Genomic DNA, 17,564 nt, shown 5'->3' with positions numbered 1-17,564 from the left:
CACTCAGCACCCATCTACAAGCTACGTTACTTTTTTGACCCCACAATGACTGAAACCACCCAAAAACACCAGTCCACCCTCGACACGGCCATCAAGGCCTTACACGGCCGTACCTTCTTCGCTCATTTCCCCGAAAACCCCTCGCCTGAGATCTACGGCGCCGATGCCGACCGCCTCGGCCGCGAAGCTTTCGAAGCCCGCCGCAACCAGCACTACACGGAGCTGCTGCAAGGCGAGCCCGAAGGCTGGGCTGGTCAGGAAGAGTCGCCTTATGAGCAACAGTCGTTAGGCATTAAGTATCCCTATTTTGCCCCCCAGACCCTGATTGAGCGGTCTGAGAAAGCTTTTGGTGAGTGGCGAAAAGTGAAGCCCGCCCAGCGCGCCGCGTTGCTCACCGAAGTATTGGATGGCATGAAGGAGCGGTTTTTTGAAATTGCCTACGCCACCATGCACACCACCGGGCAGGCCTACATGATGTCCTTCCAGGCATCAGGTCCGCACGCCGCTGACCGGGCTTTAGAGGCCATTGCCGCTGGCTACGAAGAGCAGACGCGCTTCCCGGAGGAGACAACCTGGGAGAAGCCGATGGGCAAGTACAATATCACGCTTCAAAAAACCTGGCGCGCTGTGCCTAAAGGTGTTGCGCTGGTTATTGGCTGCTCCACTTTCCCAACCTGGAATACGGTGCCCGGCATGTTCGCCTCGTTGGTAACCGGCAACCCCGTCATTATCAAGCCGCACCCTAAGGCGGTATTGCCTATTGCCATTGTGGTGGCGGAAGTGCAGAAGGTACTGGCTGAGAATGGTCTCGACTCTAACATCTGCCAACTGGCCGTAGACGCGGAAGACCGCCTCATCACCAAAGACCTCTGCGAAAGCCCCGCCGTGAAGCTCATCGACTACACCGGCGGTACTCAGTTTGGCGACTACGTGGAAAGCCTAAAGGGCAAAACCGTATTCACTGAAAAAACCGGCGTCAACAGCATCATCCTCGACTCCTGCGACGATTTGGATAAGGTAGCCCAAAACCTGGCCTTCTCGGTAAGTCTGTATTCGGGGCAGATGTGCACGGCTCCCCAAAACTTCTTTATCCCCGAAACCGGCGTAACCGTGAATGGTACGCAGGTTCCGTATGAGGAAGTGGTGCAGAAGCTGGCTGCCGCCGTTACGGGCTTGGCTACCAATCCGAAGGCTGGTCCGCACGTGCTGGGCGCTATTCAAAATCCCGACACCCAGAAGCGGGTAGAGCAGATGGCCCTCAACGGTGGTCGCAGCATTCTGGCCCATGGCACCGTCAACAACCCAACGTTCCAGAATGCCCGCACCTGCTCGCCGAGCATCTATGAGGTGCAATCGAGCCAGGTGGAGCAGTATAGCAAGGAGCTGTTTGGGCCGATTATGCTGGTTATTAAGACCAAAGACACCCAAGAAAGCATCCGTTTGGCCGCCCAACTGGCGCGGGAGCACGGCGCAATTAGCTGCGGCGCCTACACCACCGACCAGGAAATAAAGGAGCAGATCATGGATGAGATGAGCCTGGCCGGCACACCGGTAAGTTTCAACCTCACGGGGGGCATTTATGTAAACCAAAACGCCGGCTTCTCCGATTTCCACGTGACGGGCGGCAATCCGGCCGGTAACGCTTCCTTCACAAACCCTGAGTTTGTCATCAAGCGCTTTACCTGGGTTGGCTTCCGCGAGCCGGCGCCGGCGGCGGTTTAGTTGGCCCCGGCTCCGCGCAACGATTGGCCTCACCCCCCGGCCCCCTCGCCTAGGGGTAACGCGCTTCAAGCGTTTGCGGGGGAGCCAGCCGCTCAGCCTCCGCGGCCACGTCGGCTGCCACCTCCGCAACCGCAACCGCGTTCTTTTCTTGGTTTTATAAAGCAAAAAAGCCCCCCCAGAAGATATCTGGGGGGCTTTTTTGATGCTGAACTTAGCTGATGGAACGGGTAGCCGTACTTGAGGCGCGAGCCGAAAGTGCGGCGTTGAACGACTGACGTCTGACTCCCCCGCAAACGCTTGAAGCGCGTTACCCCTAGGCGAGGGGGCCGGGGGTGAGGCCCCGTTGAACAAGCCAGAAGGGCCTCACAAGCTCATTACCTCCCGAAACCGCACTGACTGTTGGCGCGACACTTCTACCTCCGGTCCGTCTTTTAGCTTAATCTTAAGTGTGTTGCTAAACCACGGCTCAATCGAGTCAATCCACTTTAGGTTGATGATCTGCTGACGGTTGGCGCGGAAGAAGACTTTAGGATCAAGGCGGGTTTCGAGGTGCTGTAGGGTGCGAGGAATGAGCGGACGGCAGTCGTTGAAGTAGATTTGAGTGTAGCTGCCGTTGATTTCGAACAGCTTAATGTCGGAGAGGCGTACAAACCAGCACCGCTCGCCGTCTTTCACAAATACCTGGTCGTTGGCATTGAGCGGAGTGGCGGCGGGCTCGGTGGGGGGCAAAATGGGCGGCGCTGTACTCTGGGTGCGGGCTTTATCGAGGGCGGCGGCCAGGCGGTTTTCCTGCACTGGCTTGAGCAGATAATCCAAAGCGTTGACCTCAAAAGCGCGCAGAGCGTACTCGTCGTAGGCGGTGGTGAAGATAACCTGGGGGGCAATTTCCAAAGAAGCCAGCAGCTCAAAGCCACTGCCGCCGGGCATGTGGATGTCCAGAAACAGAAGGTCAGGATTGAGCACCTGGATTTGGGTGCGGGCTTCGGCGGCGTTTTTGGCTTCGCCTACCACGGCTACATCGGGGAAGGCTTGCAGGAGGTGGCGCAGCTCGGTGCGGGCCAGGCGGGAATCGTCGATGAGCAGGGCGTTCATGCCGGGTGCAGTTGGGTGGTGAGCGGAAGTTGGAGCTGGGCCGTCACGACATCAGGCGTGGTGGCGTCATTGCCAATAGAAAGGCCGGCTTTCTGGCCAAATAAAAGTTGCAGCCGTTCGCGTGCGTTGCGCAGCCCTACGCCCTCGTGGCCGGGAATGGGCAGGTAGCGGCCCGTGTTTCGCACCTTCACCAATAGCAGCTCGTGGGCGTCGTTGAGGCGGGCGCTGATGGTAATTTGTCCCCCAGCGGGCCGGGGCGCGATGCCGTGCTTGATGCTGTTTTCCACCAAAAGCTGCAAGGTCATGGGCGGAATAAGCACCTCCAAGGCGGCAGGGTCTATATCGAGAGAATAGGTCAGGCGCTCCTCCAGCTGCACCGCTTCCAGCTCCAGATAATGCTCCACAATTTCCAGCTCGCGGGCCAGAGTTACCTGCTCGGTGCTGTTGAGTTGAATGGAGTAGCGCAGCAAATCCGACAGGTGCGTAATCATCTCGCGGGCGCGGAGCGGGTCTTCCGTCACCAGGGCCCGGATGTTGTTCAGGCCATTGAACATGAAGTGCGGATTGATTTGGGCCTTGAGCGTGCGCATCTCGGCTTCGCGCACGGCGGCAGTTAGCTTCCATTTATCAATGTCGGCCTGCTTGTAGTTGTCGAGGTAATGAAGGCTGAAGTACAAACCCGACCAAAGCCAGAATACGAAGTTCATGTTTAAGGTGTACAGCAGCAGGTAGCTCCACCGGAATTGCTCCAAAGTGAAGACTTTCAATCCATAAATCATCAGTACACAGACCACACATTGCGTCAACAAAGCGAGTGTTAGGTTGAGCGGCAGTAACCGCAGCAATACTTTCGGCACCGACAGCTTCAGCCAATTGCCTCGCCGAATAAGCGCACGCAAGCCGTGCGTGGTGGCGATGTAAAGGCCCATCATAAACGCCTGCGTCGCCAGCATGCCAGGCGTAATCTTCTGCCCTGTGAGCACAATAATTAAGGTGCCTAATGCCCCAAATAGCCCCCAGCATACAATCTGCAAGGTCCAGTAAAGCCGACGTCGGGAGAATGAAAAGGACATAGGGAAGTGTCGAGCTAAAACGAAGCTGAATTATACACCAAGTGTGACTATTAAGCTAGCATATTAGCTAATCGACCGTCATGCAGAGGCGGAGCCGAAGCATCTCGCGGGCTGATGTTGCCACAGTAATTGTCATGCTGAGCGAAGTCGAAGCATCTCTACCGCTTCGTTGCAATGGTATTGATTCTACTAACCAGTAGAGATGCTTCAACTTCGCTCAGCATGACGTTCTTTTAGGTAATTACCACCACAACATCAGCCCGCGAGATGCTTCGGCTCCGCCTCTGCATGACGGTCAATTAAGTTAAGCAAATTGCTCTTTTGCCGGCTGATTTACGGGTGCAGCAAGGCCGCTATAAAGCACTTTGTTTTTTTGGTAAGAAACAGAAATCATAAGGCTCAGGACCACAAGCGAAACGGTGACAAAAAGCGGAATTAAATACAGGTCTTCGACAGTAACATTTAAGCCGATAAACATGCAGCCAAAGGCAATAACGCCAGCCATAATCGCGTACGCTTTTACATTATAAAACCAGGCGTAAGGAAAAAAGTGGGCGCCGGTTATAATGCCATAAGTCATGATAAAGTATTGAGGCTGTTTTATGTAAACAAAAAATAGAAAAGGAAAATAAAAGAGCTGAGCAAAATTCAGCCACAAGCCCAATGGCTGCAGCGGATTGCTTTTTACCTTCCAATTGGTCTTGAATATTTTAGAAAAAGTAAGCGCCAAAGGAAGCATCGCGCCCCCAACGATAAGCGTGAATAGCGCATTGCGACCCGGCGGGTTCGGCTGCATCCAGATAACGGTAATAACTGACCACAATATGCTGGCCGCCACAATAAAATCAACGCCGTTTTTTGCCTTCACCGACAGTTCCAGCTTCAGCGCTGTGAAGTCCTTTTCGAGTACCATTGCTAGTTGATTTTCAGGGCTTTTTCAGTGAGTAATATTGCCTTCTACACCAGCATTCAGCTACACTTCTGATTGACGGTGCAGAAGGAGGGAAACCGCTATTTTTTGGCAATACCATTTTGCTTTAAAAATGCATCGGTTTGGGCGAAAAACCACGCCGTGTCGTCCCACATCAGGAAGTGCTTGCCGTCCTCCGACATGTCGATGCGATGCTGGGGCAGCTTGGCGTATTGCTGGGCAAAAATGGCGCGGGTGCTCTCTTTGGTCGAGCCGTAGGCTTTGTAGGCAGCCCAGGCGCCAAGCACCAGCGCAGGTTGTTGTATGCGGCCCAGGTCGGCGCGCAGGTCGGTGGTGTACATATCATACATGGCCTGGGCCACGGTGCGGGCGTCGGAGGCCTGGCCCCAGCGCGTGGCCTGAGTGATGCGGGCCGTGTCGGTTATCAGGCCGGCTACCATCTGGCGCTGCGCGGCCACGGGCATTTTGCCCCCCGTCATTTGCTGGCGCATTCCTTCGGCCATCGGCTTGGCGGCTTCGGCAGTAAGGGCCGGATTCTGCACGGCCGCCAGGAAAGGGAGCGAGTCGACGATAACCAGCGGCCCGATGGCGTCCGGCGCGGTGGTGCTCATCCAAAGGCCCAAAAAGCCCCCCAGACTGTGTCCCAGCACTATTGGCCGGTTTAGCTTCTGGGTTTTGATGTAGGTGAGCAGCTCGTCGCGGACGCTTTGGAGCAGATGCTCCGGCACGGCTGCCTGCGCCGGCTGGCCCCCAAAGCCCGCTAACGAAACTACGTGGCACTGGTACTGCTTCTGGTAGCGCGCCACCGTTTCGTCCCACACGGCGCCGGGGCAGGTGAGGCCCGGAATCAGAAGCATCGGCCGGCCTTTGCCCGTTACTTTCACCGAAAAAGATGGATGCGCGGCCGGATTGTCGGCAGCAAAAAGGAGAACCGGCAGGCAGAAGCTCAGCAGCAAAAGCAGAATGAGCGAGTAGCAATACTGGCGGAAGGAGGAAAAGTGGTTCACGGCTGTAAGGGTTGAGATGAATGACTGACTCAAACCTAGTCGTGGATTTGCCCCCCGGAAACGGAATTTCAGTGAACGGTAACTGCGGCGGATTAGTGGTGAATAAATCGGCTGAATGGAAAAAGCGTATTTCACGAAAAGCCCCCCAAGCGACTTGGGGGGCTTTTCTATAAGACTGAAGCTTGATGAGCTTAGTTGCCTGTCGGGCGCTCGGAGCCGGACGCTTCGGGCGCGCACTGCTTAGCTTTGACTTTCCCATCGTCGCCAAACTCGATGCGGATGGGAGTAGTGTCGGTAGCGCTGCCGAAGAGGTAAGACCACGTTTGGCCCGGTGCAGTAGTGGTGTCGCGGCCCGTAGGCTCACCCATTATGCGGCGTACCTGCTCCTGCGTCATACCGATTTCTACTTCGGCGCAGCTGGCGGCATTCTGATAGCTTTCCTGGGCTGTGCAGGCCGGCAACAGCAGGAGTAAGGCGGCGAAAGCAGCCAGGGAGAAGATGTTTTTCATAGCAAATTGTGAGGGTGCGAAGAGTGAAGTTATGAGGAGTGAAGTTGCGAAGTGCTGAAAACAACAAGCATAAACTTTCACAACTTTACCCCTCACAATTTCACCACTTTAAATCAGGTTGCGCAAATCGTCGCGCAGCGTATCAATGCCGCGCCGGATTTCGTCCCAGGTGCTGGATTCGCGCTTTGTGCTGTCGGTATCCCGGCCCAGCATTTCGGCCAGCTTGGCACGCTTTACTTCCAGGGCCGCCACGTGCTCATGGTAGGTGTGGTGCGAGCTGGCTGTGGTGGCGTGGGCGCGGTTTTGGAGCGTCTTGATTTTGCTATCCAACTCATCCAATGCCTGTTGCAGCTCAGCGTCGGAGAGGTGGTTGGGCACGCGCATATTTTCGGGTTTGGGAGTGTACGACATATAGGTTCGGCAAAAGCGGCAGCCCGCGCGGGCTCACCACCGGATAATAGATGGAGGAACTGTTTCTATGTACTGTTTTTGCCAAATAAAGGATGCCCGCCAACGTCTACAACCACCCCAAATTTCGCTTAGCGGAAATATACTCTGCTTGGTCAGGAGGAAGTTGGTCGTCGTCCTTACTTCTTCATTATTGATTTATCAGGAAGCTAGGCGTCAAATTGCCCCCCAGCGCGGCGGCAGGCCCAGCTCCCGCGCCAGCGGTGCCGCCCCCGATGCCCACAGGCCGGTGAGCAGCAGGTTAACGTCATCGGCCAGCTCCAGGTGATAGTCGGGGTGGAGCTTCTCCGCTTGCCGCAGAGCCTCCTGCGCACGGCGGGCCAGGTGCTGAAGCAGCGGTTGGGTGGGTCCGTGCAGGCGAGCCACGGTGGCGGGCTGGTGTTCTAATACGCGGTTGAGCAGGCGCACCGTCAGCTCTACTTCGCCGAAAGTGTCGCCCGTAATTTTGGCGTGGTAGCCAATCCGTGCCTGTAGCTGGCGCACAATCACCAGCAGGTCATTGGGCGTTTGGTGGTAGCCGCGAATGGGGTCATCGATCTGGGTGCGCAGAAAGGTGCGGCGGTCGTCCAGCGCCTCCGGGCCTTCGAGCAAGCGGAAAGCCAGCTGCTCCGTAAGCACCGCGTCCTGACTTACGAGGCGGGTAAGGAGCTGATCTTTTTCCTTTTGGGGCAAACTCAGCAGCGCTTTGCGCAGGTCGGGTGGGAGGGCGGCCATAGAAGTTCAAAGCTACAAAAGCTGCCTATTTAGTGATGAATTATACCACGGGGCTAGCACAAAAAGAACGTCATGCAGCGCGCAGCGAAGCAGCTCGTGGGCAGAGGTTGTGAGCTAAAAGGCGGTCATGCAGAGCAACGCGAAGCATCTCGCCCGCTTCGTTGCAATAGTAAACTAATGTCAGCACGCGAGATGCTTCGCTCCGCTCTGCATGACGTTCTGCGGCGGACTCGTGCTGTGCTAAAGGACGAAACTTGGCTGTATCTTGCAGTGCCGCCGCTCTTGGCCTCTACCCACTTTATTACCTTATTCTATGCGTCCGTTTTCTTTATTTCCGCGCCTGGCTGCCGTTGCCGTTTTCAGTATGCTGATGCTGACTGGCTCGGCTGAGGCCCAAAAAACGCAGACGAAGAAAGGGTCTTACCCAGCCGCCGAAGGGTTCGACCAGGCCGGCTCCGATCCAAAGGCCATCGCTATTGCCGATAAGGTAATGAACGCCATGGGCGGCTACGATGCCTGGCGCAATACCCGCTATTTGGCCTGGAGCTTCTTTGGGGGGCAATATCAGATTTGGGACAAATACACTGGCGACTTTCACTGGGAACGCGACACGCTGGTAGCCAACTACAACCTCAACACCAAGAAAGGCGAAGTGTACAGCCGCGGCCAGGATATTTCGGCCACGCCCGCCGGCCAAAAAGTGCTCGACCGGCTCACGCCCATCTGGATAAACAACTCCTACTGGCTCGTGATGCCCTTTAAGCTCAAAGATTCCGGCGTGACGCTGACGTACAAAGGCGAAGGCAAAACCATGGACGGCGCCGCGGCCGACATCCTGCAAATGACCTTCAAAAACGTAGGCGTGACGCCCCAAAACCGCTACGAGATACTGGTCAATAAAGCCACCAACCTAGTAGAAGAATGGGCTTATTTTCCGAAGGCCACCGACGAGCAGCCCGCCTTCCGCCGCCGCTGGAACGACTACGCCAAGCACGGTCAACTATTGCTGGCCGCCGGCCGCGACGAGGCCACCAAACCCAGTCGCCTCGACAACATTGCCGCCGCTCAAACGATACCCGCCGGCGTGATGACCAGCAAAACGCCCGTCGCCAAGCTTAAATAACGCAAGTTGCGGACCAGCAACAACATCTGAGAGCCAAACCCTTTGCCCCATGTCCATCACCTCGCACGTAGAATTAGCCGGTCTTCAGCGCATCAGCGAAGCCGTAGGCACCACCCTGAAGCAAATGCGCGAGTATGCCCAGCCGGGTATGACGACCAAAGAGGTAGATGAATACGGCGGACGTATTCTGGCGGCATTAGGGGCTAAATCGGCTCCGCGGCTTACCTATGGCTTTCCCGGCTGGACGTGCATCAGCGTGAATAACGAAGTGGCGCACGGCATTCCGTCGGCTCATAAGGTGCTGCAACACGGCGACCTGGTGAACATTGACGTGTCGGCGGAGCTGGACGGTTACTGGGCCGATAACGGCGGCTCCTTTGTGCTCGGGGCTGATATTCACAATCACCAGCCGTTGGTCGATGCCTCCCGGCAGATCTTACGCACCGCTCTCAGCCGCATTCGCGGCGGCGTACGCATTGCTGATATCGGCGGGCTAATTGAAGGCGAAGCGCGCAAAGCGGGTTATCGGGTGATTAAGAACTTGGTGGGGCACGGCATCGGGCGCAGCCTGCATGAGGAGCCCACGGAAATACCCTGCTACTACGACCGCTACAACTTGAAGCGTTTCAAGAAGAAATCAGTGGTGGCTGTCGAGACGTTTATCTCCACCCGTGCCAGCCTAGCTCATCAGCTCCCCGACGGCTGGACGCTGGCCACCAAAGACGGCAGCTTTGTGGCCCAGCACGAGCATACCATTGTGATTACGGATGGCCAGCCTATTATTCTAACGGAAGCGAACTGCATTTGGGAGTAAGTAACTCAAGTTGCGGAACTAGCCCAGCTCCGCAACTTAATTTAAGTAATTGCCAACAATTGTTTTGATCTTTGATCTTAACTACCTGTTTGCGTTTTCTTCCCAGATTTGCCCCCCGGCGCGGCTCCAGCATACGCTACCCGATAAATCACTCCATTGGCGTCATCGGAAACCAATAGGGAGCCGTCGGCGTGCTGAGCGATGCCGCACACCCGGCCGAACTGCTCCTTGTTGTTATTCACCAGCCAGCCCGTCACGAAGTCCTCGAACTTTTCGGGTTGGCCCTGGTCGTTGAAGTGTACGCGCACGATTTTGTAGCCGCTGGGCTCGGCGCGGTTCCAGGAGCCGTGCATGGTCACGAAGGCGTCGTTCTGGTATTCCTTCGGAAATTGCCCCCCAGTGTTGAATACCATTCCCAGCGGAGCCGAGTGAGCGGTATAGAGCAGCTTAGGCTTCTCGGTTTTGGCTGCATACTGCTCGTGGGTCAGGCCGCGGGGCGGCTCGTCGGCGGGGTTAGCTTTGCCGTCGGCAAACACGAAGGGCCAGCCGTAGTCGGCGCCTTCTTTTATCTCGTTTAGCTCCTCGCGCTGGTCTTCGTCGCCGAGCCAGTCGATGCCGTGGTCGAAGCCGTAGAGCACTTTGGTAGTAGGGTGCCAGCCGAAGCCGATAGTATTGCGCAAACCCTTAGCCACCACGCGCCGGCCGGAACCGTCGGGCTTGATTTCCAGCAGGGTAGCGTTTTCCTTGTTGGGCTCGTCGCAGGCGTTGCAGGTGCTGCCCACAGAGAGGTAGAGCTTGCCATCGGGCCCAAAGTTGAGGGTGCGGTTGGGGTGCTGACCGGCGTCGGGCAGGTCTTTGTAGAGCGTTTTTAGCTCACTCAGCGTGCCATCAGCCTTCACGTCGGCGGCGTACACTTCGCGCACGGCGGCTATGTAGAGCTTGCCATCTTTTAAAGCCAAGCCGTGCAGATTATCGCGTTGGGCTACTTGCTTGGTGAGGTCGGCTTTGCCGTCTTTGTTGGTATCGCGCAGCAGCGTGACGGTGCCTTTGTCGCGGTTGCTCACGTACACGTCGCCGTTGGGCGCCACAGCCAGCATCCGGGGTTTTTCGAGCTTGTCGGCAAACTTGGTGACGGCGAAGCCAGCGGGGGCTTTCAACTGCGCCACGCGGGCGTCGGTGGCTTCCACCTGGCCGGGCTTGAAGATATTGCCTTTGTAGGAAGCCGTTACGGTTTTCTGGTAATCGTTCTGAGCAGCACCAGTCAGGGCCGAGCAAAGCGCCGCGGCGGTAAGCGTATTTTTAAGAATGGTCATAGCTGAATAGATAAGGTCGTTCTATTCAACTCAACTGTATAAGGTTATGTTACGAAAAAGCTGACGCGGCTAGCTTTCTAATTGACATTATCACAAGTGCTAATCCTGCGATAAACCAAGAGGACAAATCTGCCAATTGCAGATTGTATTTGAGCATTAGTTTGTCAAACGCTTCCTTGAAATGTGTAGTAAGATCAAAAACTTCACCTGTATCGGTTCCACAAGTGAATAAAACGCCTCTTTGGGGTACTTCTAATGCATATAATGTTGTAACAGGCGTACGCATATCTAATACATACTTTCTTACACCAATTTCATTTAGATAAGAAAGAGCTCTTATCATGTACTCATATTTAGCACTCTGACGAAAATAGATTCTTGTGCCACTAATTGAGTCTGATGAATTGTGCAAATTCAGTATATTATGCTGAGCCTGTTGCCAGTTAAACCAATCCAAAAGCGAGTTGCCAGTTATTTCAAAGTTTATCCATCTTCGCATGTTCACTAGCTCTTGAGTAGATACCCAGTATTTTCTCTCATATTCATCCGCCGGAGGAAGTACAGGTGTTGTCATTTGTAAAATCGCCTTAGTGCGTTCTTTCACAATGGGCGCAATCACTCCGCACCCCAGCAACAGCAGAAACGCCAGCGCCAGCAGGCCCGGCGGAAGCAGCAGTTTACGACGGTGGCGGCGCGGGATGTAAAGCATGAGTGAAGATGGTGCGTGAGGTGATGTAAGGTAAGAATAAGCCAATATTCCTAAGCTAGTTTTGATAAAGGCGGTCATGCAGAGCGGCAGCGAAGCATCTCGCGTGCTGACGACTGATTACTAATCCTTCGTCAGCACGCGAGATGCTTCGCTGCCGCTCTGCATGACAGTTACTATTCTAGCATCAGCACGCGAGATACCGCAGTTTTGTAGATGCGTATACCCGTTTCTAAGCCCGGAAAGTGACTGTGGCCAATTCCATCTTACTTAGCCAGCGCAGCACAAACGTTGCGTCTTCCCGCCAGGTAGATTGGCCCAGCATGGCGTGGCACCGGCCGGGCAGCTCGTGGTAGTCGGTGACGGACTGCGCATGGCGGTAGCGCTGGAAGTTGGCGCGGTTGAACGCGGGGGGCATAATTCGGTCGGTGCCGCCGGCCAGAAACAGTAGCGGCGCGTGCGGCCGGCGAAAATCAACGCGAGCCCGCAGGCTAAGAGCCTCCCGAATTACTTTCTTCGATTCCGGGGCCACTAGGCGTTCATAGGAGGACTCTTGATCGGCTAGCGGCAGGCCATTGGCAATAGCGTACTGCCACTGCGTAAAGCTGGGCAGAAAGGTGGTTTTGGAGGAGGAAAACAAACCCAGCATGGGCAGCACCGAGCGCACCAGCGTCCAGCTCAGCGCCACCACGCCCAGCGGCGGTGCCGACTCAATGGCCACACCCGCCTCCGCCGCATCCTGCTGCAACAAAAGCTGCACGATGAGCCCGCCGTAGGAGTGCCCGATAACGATAGGCTTGGCTGGTAGCTGAGCAATGCAATCCGTGTATACCTTCAGCACGTCGTGCAGGCCGTTTTGCGCGATGGGCGAGTGCGGATGCTGGCGGCGTAGCGCCGCTGCCGGGGCATCCTTGTGGGGCCAGGGCAGGGCATAGCATGTGTAGCCCTCACCTTCGAAAAACAGTTTCTACTGATCCCAGCAGCTAGTCGTCACGAAAGCACCCGTGATGAAAACGATGACAGGAGCAGGGGGCTTGGACTTCATAGGGAGTAATCAAAAATCAGAAATCCGGTAAAAGGAAGCCTGCTCAGCGTAATGAGGGAATATATGAACGGTATAAATCAGTCTGGGGGGCTTTTTTACCAACCTGTGTCGCTGGTTTCCCGTTCGGGCAAGGGTTACGCTACACTTCCCCAATGCTTCTTCGTTACTGCCAGCTCCTGCCGCTGCTCTTGCTGCTTCAGCTTCCTTCTCGCGCCCAGACCCCCGACACCGCCCGCACCGTGCGCTTGCCCGAGGCCACGGTGGTCGGCTACGGCCAGAACCTGCCGCTGCGGCGCACGGCGGCCGGCGTGAGCGTGCTCGACGCCACTGTTATCGACCGCTTCAATCAAACCTCCCTGACCCAAGCCGTGAACACGCTGCCGGGCGTGCGGCTGGAGGAGCGGGCCACGGCCAGCTACCGCCTTAGCGTACGCGGTAGCACCCTTCGCTCCCCGTTTGGGGTGCGCAACGTGAAGCTTTACTACAATGATATTCCTTTCACTGAAGCCAGCGGCAGCAGTCCGCTCAACTTGCTCGATCCGGCTTCTATTGGGCGTATTGAGGTAATAAAAGGGCCGGCGGGCAGCGTGTACGGAGCCGGAACGGGCGGCGCCATATTGCTCAATACCCGTCGGCCCGCGCCCGACGAGGCGCGGGTGCAGGCCGGCTTCACGGCGGGCAGCTTCGGGCTCCGGCGCTACTCAGTAGCGGCCGAAACCGGCTCGGCTAAAGCCAGTTTGCGTGCCCAATACACGCGTCAAACTCTTGATGGCTACCGCCAGAATAGCGCCCTGCGCCGTGATGTGCTGACTCTGGACGGTGAATTTGCCCCCTCGGAGCAGCGCACTGTAAGCGTAAGCGCCCTCTATACTGATCTGGATTATCAGATTCCTGGCAGCCTGACCAGAGCGCAGTTTGAGCAGAACCCACGCCAGGCCCGGCCAACCGTGGGCACTCAGCTTGGCACCGTAGATCAGCGGGCGGGCTACGCGTCGCGGACGGCGCTGCTGGGCGTAACCCACGATTATCAGTTCACAAGCCGCTGGTCGAACAAGACGACACTCTACGCCTCGGGCACCACCATCAAAACGCCGTTTCTGGTTGATCTGGAGCGCAATACTTCGCTGGGCTGGGGTGGGCGATCCGTGTTCGGCTACCGCGCCGCGCTGGCGGGCCGCTTGTTGCGGCTAAGCGCAGGGGGCGAATTTCAAAATAGCTTCGAAAACGCACGCAACTACCAAAACCGCCGCGGCACGCCCGGCCCCTTACGCTACGATGATGAAATCAGTACCAGCGTGGGCTTCGGTTTCGCGCAGGCCGACTGGGAACTGCCCGCAAATTTTCTGCTTACGGCGGGCGCCAGTCTGAACGGGTTGCGCTACCGCATTGCGCGGGTGTCGGATGCGGCGGCGCGGCCGGATAGCTTTGCGTTTCGGCGCAACTTTCAGCCGGTGGTGTCGCCGCGGGTGGCGCTGCTCAAGGAAATTACCTCCCAGATATCCGCCTATGCCAGCGTGAGCAGCGGATTTTCGCCCCCCAGCGAGGAAGAGATTCGACCTTCCGATGGTAGTCTGAATAGAAACCTGGAAGCCGAGCGCGGCAGCAGCTACGAGCTAGGTACGCGAGGTAATCTGTTCAATAATCGCCTAGTTTTCGACGTGGCCCTGTTTGATTTCCGCTTGAAGCAAACCATTGTTACGCGCACCACGGATGCGGGCGTAAACGTGTTTTTTAACTCCGGTTCTACGCGCCAGCGCGGTGTAGAGGCTGCCGTGAGCGGCTGGTTGTTGCGTCCTGTATTGGGGTCTTTAGCGAGGGGCACTTTCACTCCTTCGGCTAACATCTTGCCCAATAGCCTGCGCGCCTGGGCCAGCTACGCCTACAACCATTTTCGCTTCCGCGACTATCAGCAGGGCGACCAGGACTACAGCGGCAACCGCCTCACCGGCACCGCCCCACACACGCTCTCCGCCGGCCTCGATTTCAATCAGAAGCTTGGTTTTTACTTGCAGCCCACACTCAGCCATCAAGCCCGGATTCCGCTCAACGACGCCAACACCGTGTACGCCGCCGGCTACTGGACGTTTGCCACGCGCGCGGGCTGGCGGCGGGTGCTGGGGGGCAAATTGGAAGCCGACATCTTCGCGGGCCTCGAAAATGCCACCGACCGGCGCTACAGCCTCGGCAACGACCTGAACGCTTTCGGACAGCGCTATTTTCAGCCCGCGCCCGGCCGCAACTGGTACAGCGGCGTGCAGCTGGGCTGGCGTTGGTAAGCAGCCTACGTGTTATTATTGGCTACCAGAAGGCGGTAGAGACGCAAAACCTTGCTTCTCTTCCGCCTTGCATTAGTTGAAAATTGACGCAAACTGCTTCCGCGAAAACACCGCCCTTTCTTACGGTCAAAAAGTCGTCTGTTCTGGCTGAAGCCTAAGGCTGAGCCGGCAATACCAGCACCGGGCCCTGACTATGTCGTACCACTCGCGCCGATACGCTTTGGTAAAACATCCGTTGCAGAATGCTGTGCCGCCTTGCAATGAGAATCAGCAAGCCCGCGTCATCCTCTTCTACCGCCGCCAAAATACCCTCCACGGGGCGCAAGTGGCGCTGCCCACGCATCGTGACGCGCTGAAAACCAGCCGTTAGCCCGCTGTTCTCTACTTGCTGACAAGCGAGCGAGGAGTTGTCGTCGTCTTCGGGCTCCACCACGTGCGCAACGTTTATAGCGGCGTTGAAGGCGCTCAGCAGATTCTGACCAAACGCTACTATCTGCGGGCTCAGGGAAAAGGGCTGATTATCGGCTCCAATGGTTACGCGGCCCAGATTTGGCCTGGCTGGAGACGTAATAGGCACTACCAACAGGGGCACGGGCGTATGGCGCAGCAGGTTCAGCGAGGTTGTATCGATGAGCTCATCGGGCTTGTTATAATCGGGGCGACCCAGCACGATAAGCTGGGGCTGATGCTGGGCTACGGCCGCCGCCACCGCGTCTTCCAGCAGGTCGTTGGAAATGTCGACCGTGACGGGTACCGTTAGCCCGGCCGTACGACTGCTTAGTTCCGTAGCAATTTCGCCCTCACTCCGGTGCGGAATGCGACCGCTTAAAGCTTCCGGATCGAGCAGGGACGTGCGGCGTACGTGCAGCAGCACGATGGGCGCCTGCAACTCAGCGGCAATAGCGGCGGCGTAGGTCAGGGCGAGGTCGGCGGCGGGCGTAAAATCGGTGAGCAGTAGGAGAGGAGCAGGCATAGCGGCTGATTAAGGAGGCTAAGGTATCTATTGCTATACGCCGCCGCTGCCCTCAGGATACCTTACCGATGGCAATGGGCCACTTGGGGGGCTTTTTGGATAAGCAGGCGCGTTCAGCGGCGGGGCAAGTAAGTATAAAGAAATCGGAATACAGTATTAAGCCCCCACCACCGTGCTGCGGCGCTCCAGCAGCACCGTGTCGCGCCACACGCCGGCCAGCTGACCAATGCGCTCGCGCCGACCCATCATCCGGAAGCCGTGGGTTTCGTGCAAACGAATGCTGACCGTATTCTCGGGGAAAATACTTGCCTGCAAGGTCCAGATACCGTTCCTCTCTGACTCCGCTATCAGCGCGCCCAGCAGCTGCCGGCCAACACCCTGCCCACGGGCGGCATCGGCTACATACACGCTCACCTCCGCCACGCCCCCGTACACGCACCGCCCCGACACCGGCGACAGAGCCGCCCAGCCCAGCACGTTGCCGTCGGCATCGGTAGCTACCAGACGGGAGTGCGCCAGATGTCCCGCATTCCAGGTTTCCCAGCTCGGGCTTTGGGTTTCGAACGTGGCGTTCCCGGTGGCAATTCCTTGCTTATAAATCGCTTCTACAGAAGGCCAGTGAGCGGCCGTAAGGGTAGATAGTGTTGGCATGGGCGTGAAAAGAAAGTGCGCAACCCGCGGACCCCAATGCGCTGCAACAAACGCAGCGCGTTGGGGGCAGTCGTAATCGGTGCAAGTATACCAGTACTTCGCCTTCATCAAAAGCCTCAGCTCAGTAGGCTCGTTTGTTTGGGCGGAGTGGACTACGCAGTAAGCCAGAGCTGATTTGCTAAACCATTCCCAAAGCGCATAAAAAAAGCCCCCCAAAATATGCTGGGGGGCTTTTGTGCAATACAGACTTTATACTCTAGCTATCGTCCTCAGCCGATGCCTGATCAGCACCGGGGTTCATGCGCTCATCCGTCATGTCGGAAGTGTCCTCGTCGGGAGTGGTGCCATCCAGCACCTGGCCGTGGGTGGCGGCGTCCAGCATGGCGGCCGAGCCGGCGCTTTCATCGGAGGCAGCATCCACGCGGGGCGCCTCGGTGGGCTGAGTGGCGGCGGGATTAATCTTTTGGTTGCTGGCTTGTTCTTCGGGTGTTTTCATGGGGGCTTGGTTTCAAAGTGAACGAAAAAGCCAGGCCTCGCACCACGCGACACCCGGCTTTTCTCGGGAAACTGGCGTCAGCTTAGCTGGAGGCCGGGCGATATTCCTCGTCCGTATCAATGTCAGCTTGCGTGGTGCGGTTGGCGGGCTCGGCGGTTTCCCAGTTGCGGGTGCCGCTGCCGTAGCGCGGATCGTCGAGCTTGGCGGCCTCGCGCCGGTCGTCCGATTCGTCGTTCATGGTAGTGCGCACGGCCTCATTGTTCAGGTTTTGAGGTGCCGCGCCGCGTTGGTCGGGGGCTGGCGTGCTCGATGCGGCGGCGCCATGGTTGGTGCCCGCAGCTACCGGACCGTTCATTTCTTCATCGGAAAGGGGAGCATGACCAAAATCGCCGTAGTTAGGCGTATCCGAATTCTGGGTTGACCGCTGACCAACGGGCTTATTGGCCAACTTGGCGCCTATTTTCTCATTTTCGGCCAACGGGCGGTTGTTGTTATCATCCGTAGCTGGCTTATCTGCTTGTGTTTTCATAGAAGAGGTGGAGTGAGGTGTGAAGATGTAGCAAGACGTTTTCTGTCAGGCAACTAGTTGGCTAGTACGCAAAAGCGGGGTTGAAGGGTCAACAAAATTCCACCCATTTGGCCCCGGCCGCG

General features: G+C 57.0%; 18 protein-coding genes. 4 read left to right on the top strand and 14 right to left on the bottom strand.

Annotated elements, in window-relative coordinates; all coding sequences use genetic code 11:
- Nucleotides 1–45: 45 nt before the first annotated feature.
- A complete protein-coding gene (gene paaN, locus IEW06_RS11630; RefSeq protein WP_188548315.1) occupies nucleotides 46–1,722 on the top strand; it encodes a phenylacetic acid degradation protein PaaN in 1,677 nt (558 codons plus the stop codon).
- Nucleotides 1,723–2,085: 363 nt separating this feature from the next.
- Here the strand turns inward: paaN and IEW06_RS11625 are convergent, their stop codons facing one another.
- The 7 genes from IEW06_RS11625 to IEW06_RS11595 all read right to left on the bottom strand — a co-directional run bounded on the left by IEW06_RS11625 (nucleotide 2,086) and on the right by IEW06_RS11595 (nucleotide 7,516).
- Nucleotides 2,086–2,814: a LytR/AlgR family response regulator transcription factor gene (locus tag IEW06_RS11625; RefSeq protein ID WP_187732671.1), complete on the bottom strand. Its 729-nt coding sequence runs from the start codon at nucleotides 2,812–2,814 to the stop codon at nucleotides 2,086–2,088.
- Nucleotides 2,811–3,887: a sensor histidine kinase gene (locus tag IEW06_RS11620; RefSeq protein WP_187732670.1), complete on the bottom strand. Its 1,077-nt coding sequence runs from the start codon at nucleotides 3,885–3,887 to the stop codon at nucleotides 2,811–2,813. The genes IEW06_RS11625 and IEW06_RS11620 overlap by 4 nt, the downstream gene beginning before the upstream one ends.
- A 304-nt stretch (nucleotides 3,888–4,191) precedes the next feature.
- A complete protein-coding gene (locus IEW06_RS11615; RefSeq protein ID WP_187732669.1) occupies nucleotides 4,192–4,800 on the bottom strand; it encodes a DUF7010 family protein in 609 nt (202 codons plus the stop codon).
- Between the two features lie 98 nt (nucleotides 4,801–4,898).
- Complete coding sequence (locus IEW06_RS11610) at nucleotides 4,899–5,825, bottom strand: alpha/beta fold hydrolase (protein ID WP_187732668.1); 927 nt, start codon at nucleotides 5,823–5,825, stop codon at nucleotides 4,899–4,901.
- Nucleotides 5,826–6,016: 191 nt separating this feature from the next.
- Nucleotides 6,017–6,334 (bottom strand): outer membrane protein assembly factor BamE, encoded by a 318-nt coding sequence (locus IEW06_RS11605; protein ID WP_187732667.1) that lies wholly within the window; start codon nucleotides 6,332–6,334, stop codon nucleotides 6,017–6,019.
- Nucleotides 6,335–6,442: 108 nt separating this feature from the next.
- Entirely contained in the window at nucleotides 6,443–6,745 is a 303-nt protein-coding gene (locus IEW06_RS11600) for a sll1863 family stress response protein (protein ID WP_187732666.1), read from the bottom strand.
- 213 nt (nucleotides 6,746–6,958) lie between these two features.
- Complete coding sequence (locus IEW06_RS11595) at nucleotides 6,959–7,516, bottom strand: hypothetical protein (protein WP_187732665.1); 558 nt, start codon at nucleotides 7,514–7,516, stop codon at nucleotides 6,959–6,961.
- A gap of 313 nt (nucleotides 7,517–7,829) precedes the next feature.
- On the opposite strand from IEW06_RS11595, the gene IEW06_RS11590 reads away from it, so the two are divergent.
- Together IEW06_RS11590 and map are read left to right on the top strand one after the other, a co-directional pair.
- Nucleotides 7,830–8,639 carry a DUF6503 family protein gene (locus IEW06_RS11590; RefSeq protein ID WP_187732664.1) on the top strand — a complete coding sequence of 270 codons (810 nt, stop codon included), beginning with the start codon at nucleotides 7,830–7,832 and terminating at the stop codon, nucleotides 8,637–8,639.
- 49 nt (nucleotides 8,640–8,688) lie between these two features.
- The gene (gene map / locus IEW06_RS11585) at nucleotides 8,689–9,453 is read left to right on the top strand and encodes a type I methionyl aminopeptidase (protein ID WP_187732663.1); all 765 of its coding nucleotides are present in this window, start codon (nucleotides 8,689–8,691) and stop codon (nucleotides 9,451–9,453) included.
- Between the two features lie 77 nt (nucleotides 9,454–9,530).
- On the opposite strand, the gene IEW06_RS11580 is transcribed toward map, so the two are convergent.
- The 3 genes from IEW06_RS11580 to IEW06_RS11570 all read right to left on the bottom strand — a co-directional run bounded on the left by IEW06_RS11580 (nucleotide 9,531) and on the right by IEW06_RS11570 (nucleotide 12,436).
- Entirely contained in the window at nucleotides 9,531–10,766 is a 1,236-nt protein-coding gene (locus IEW06_RS11580) for a PQQ-dependent sugar dehydrogenase (protein ID WP_188548314.1), read from the bottom strand.
- 49 nt (nucleotides 10,767–10,815) lie between these two features.
- Nucleotides 10,816–11,553, bottom strand: coding sequence for a hypothetical protein (locus tag IEW06_RS11575; RefSeq protein ID WP_187732661.1), 738 nt, complete (start codon nucleotides 11,551–11,553; stop codon nucleotides 10,816–10,818).
- A 151-nt stretch (nucleotides 11,554–11,704) separates the two neighbouring features.
- A complete protein-coding gene (locus IEW06_RS11570) occupies nucleotides 11,705–12,436 on the bottom strand; it encodes an alpha/beta hydrolase (RefSeq protein ID WP_187734152.1) in 732 nt (243 codons plus the stop codon).
- 233 nt (nucleotides 12,437–12,669) lie between these two features.
- On the opposite strand from IEW06_RS11570, the gene IEW06_RS11565 reads away from it, so the two are divergent.
- Complete coding sequence (locus IEW06_RS11565) at nucleotides 12,670–14,793, top strand: TonB-dependent receptor family protein (protein WP_187732660.1); 2,124 nt, start codon at nucleotides 12,670–12,672, stop codon at nucleotides 14,791–14,793.
- A gap of 154 nt (nucleotides 14,794–14,947) precedes the next feature.
- Here IEW06_RS11565 and IEW06_RS11560 read toward each other — a convergent pair whose 3' ends face one another.
- The 4 genes from IEW06_RS11560 to IEW06_RS11545 form a co-directional block, all read right to left on the bottom strand.
- A complete protein-coding gene (locus tag IEW06_RS11560; protein ID WP_187732659.1) occupies nucleotides 14,948–15,766 on the bottom strand; it encodes a universal stress protein in 819 nt (272 codons plus the stop codon).
- Nucleotides 15,767–15,922: 156 nt separating this feature from the next.
- Entirely contained in the window at nucleotides 15,923–16,417 is a 495-nt protein-coding gene (locus tag IEW06_RS11555; RefSeq protein WP_187732658.1) for a GNAT family N-acetyltransferase, read from the bottom strand.
- Nucleotides 16,418–16,673: 256 nt separating this feature from the next.
- Nucleotides 16,674–16,913 carry a hypothetical protein gene (locus IEW06_RS11550; protein ID WP_187732657.1) on the bottom strand — a complete coding sequence of 80 codons (240 nt, stop codon included), beginning with the start codon at nucleotides 16,911–16,913 and terminating at the stop codon, nucleotides 16,674–16,676.
- Nucleotides 16,914–16,995: 82 nt separating this feature from the next.
- Nucleotides 16,996–17,442: a hypothetical protein gene (locus tag IEW06_RS11545; protein ID WP_187732656.1), complete on the bottom strand. Its 447-nt coding sequence runs from the start codon at nucleotides 17,440–17,442 to the stop codon at nucleotides 16,996–16,998.
- Nucleotides 17,443–17,564: the final 122 nt, after the last annotated feature.

The organism is Hymenobacter qilianensis (assembly GCF_014638675.1).
Lineage (GTDB): Bacteria > Bacteroidota > Bacteroidia > Cytophagales > Hymenobacteraceae > Hymenobacter > Hymenobacter qilianensis.
This window is presented reverse-complemented; position numbering and strand designations above follow the sequence as displayed.

Coding starts and splice junctions, on each gene's coding strand:
- IEW06_RS11625 (WP_187732671.1), bottom strand. CDS start 2,814: ATGAACGCCCTGCTCATCGACGATTCCCGCCTGGCCCGCACCGAGCTG.
- IEW06_RS11580 (WP_188548314.1), bottom strand. CDS start 10,766: ATGACCATTCTTAAAAATACGCTTACCGCCGCGGCGCTTTGCTCGGCC.
- IEW06_RS11590 (WP_187732664.1), top strand. CDS start 7,830: ATGCGTCCGTTTTCTTTATTTCCGCGCCTGGCTGCCGTTGCCGTTTTC.
- paaN (WP_188548315.1), top strand. CDS start 46: ATGACTGAAACCACCCAAAAACACCAGTCCACCCTCGACACGGCCATC.
- IEW06_RS11595 (WP_187732665.1), bottom strand. CDS start 7,516: ATGGCCGCCCTCCCACCCGACCTGCGCAAAGCGCTGCTGAGTTTGCCC.
- IEW06_RS11620 (WP_187732670.1), bottom strand. CDS start 3,887: ATGTCCTTTTCATTCTCCCGACGTCGGCTTTACTGGACCTTGCAGATT.
- IEW06_RS11600 (WP_187732666.1), bottom strand. CDS start 6,745: ATGTCGTACACTCCCAAACCCGAAAATATGCGCGTGCCCAACCACCTC.
- IEW06_RS11555 (WP_187732658.1), bottom strand. CDS start 16,417: ATGCCAACACTATCTACCCTTACGGCCGCTCACTGGCCTTCTGTAGAA.
- IEW06_RS11575 (WP_187732661.1), bottom strand. CDS start 11,553: ATGACCGCCTTTATCAAAACTAGCTTAGGAATATTGGCTTATTCTTAC.
- IEW06_RS11605 (WP_187732667.1), bottom strand. CDS start 6,334: ATGAAAAACATCTTCTCCCTGGCTGCTTTCGCCGCCTTACTCCTGCTG.
- map (WP_187732663.1), top strand. CDS start 8,689: ATGTCCATCACCTCGCACGTAGAATTAGCCGGTCTTCAGCGCATCAGC.
- IEW06_RS11550 (WP_187732657.1), bottom strand. CDS start 16,913: ATGAAAACACCCGAAGAACAAGCCAGCAACCAAAAGATTAATCCCGCC.
- IEW06_RS11615 (WP_187732669.1), bottom strand. CDS start 4,800: ATGGTACTCGAAAAGGACTTCACAGCGCTGAAGCTGGAACTGTCGGTG.
- IEW06_RS11565 (WP_187732660.1), top strand. CDS start 12,670: ATGCTTCTTCGTTACTGCCAGCTCCTGCCGCTGCTCTTGCTGCTTCAG.
- IEW06_RS11560 (WP_187732659.1), bottom strand. CDS start 15,766: ATGCCTGCTCCTCTCCTACTGCTCACCGATTTTACGCCCGCCGCCGAC.
- IEW06_RS11545 (WP_187732656.1), bottom strand. CDS start 17,442: ATGAAAACACAAGCAGATAAGCCAGCTACGGATGATAACAACAACCGC.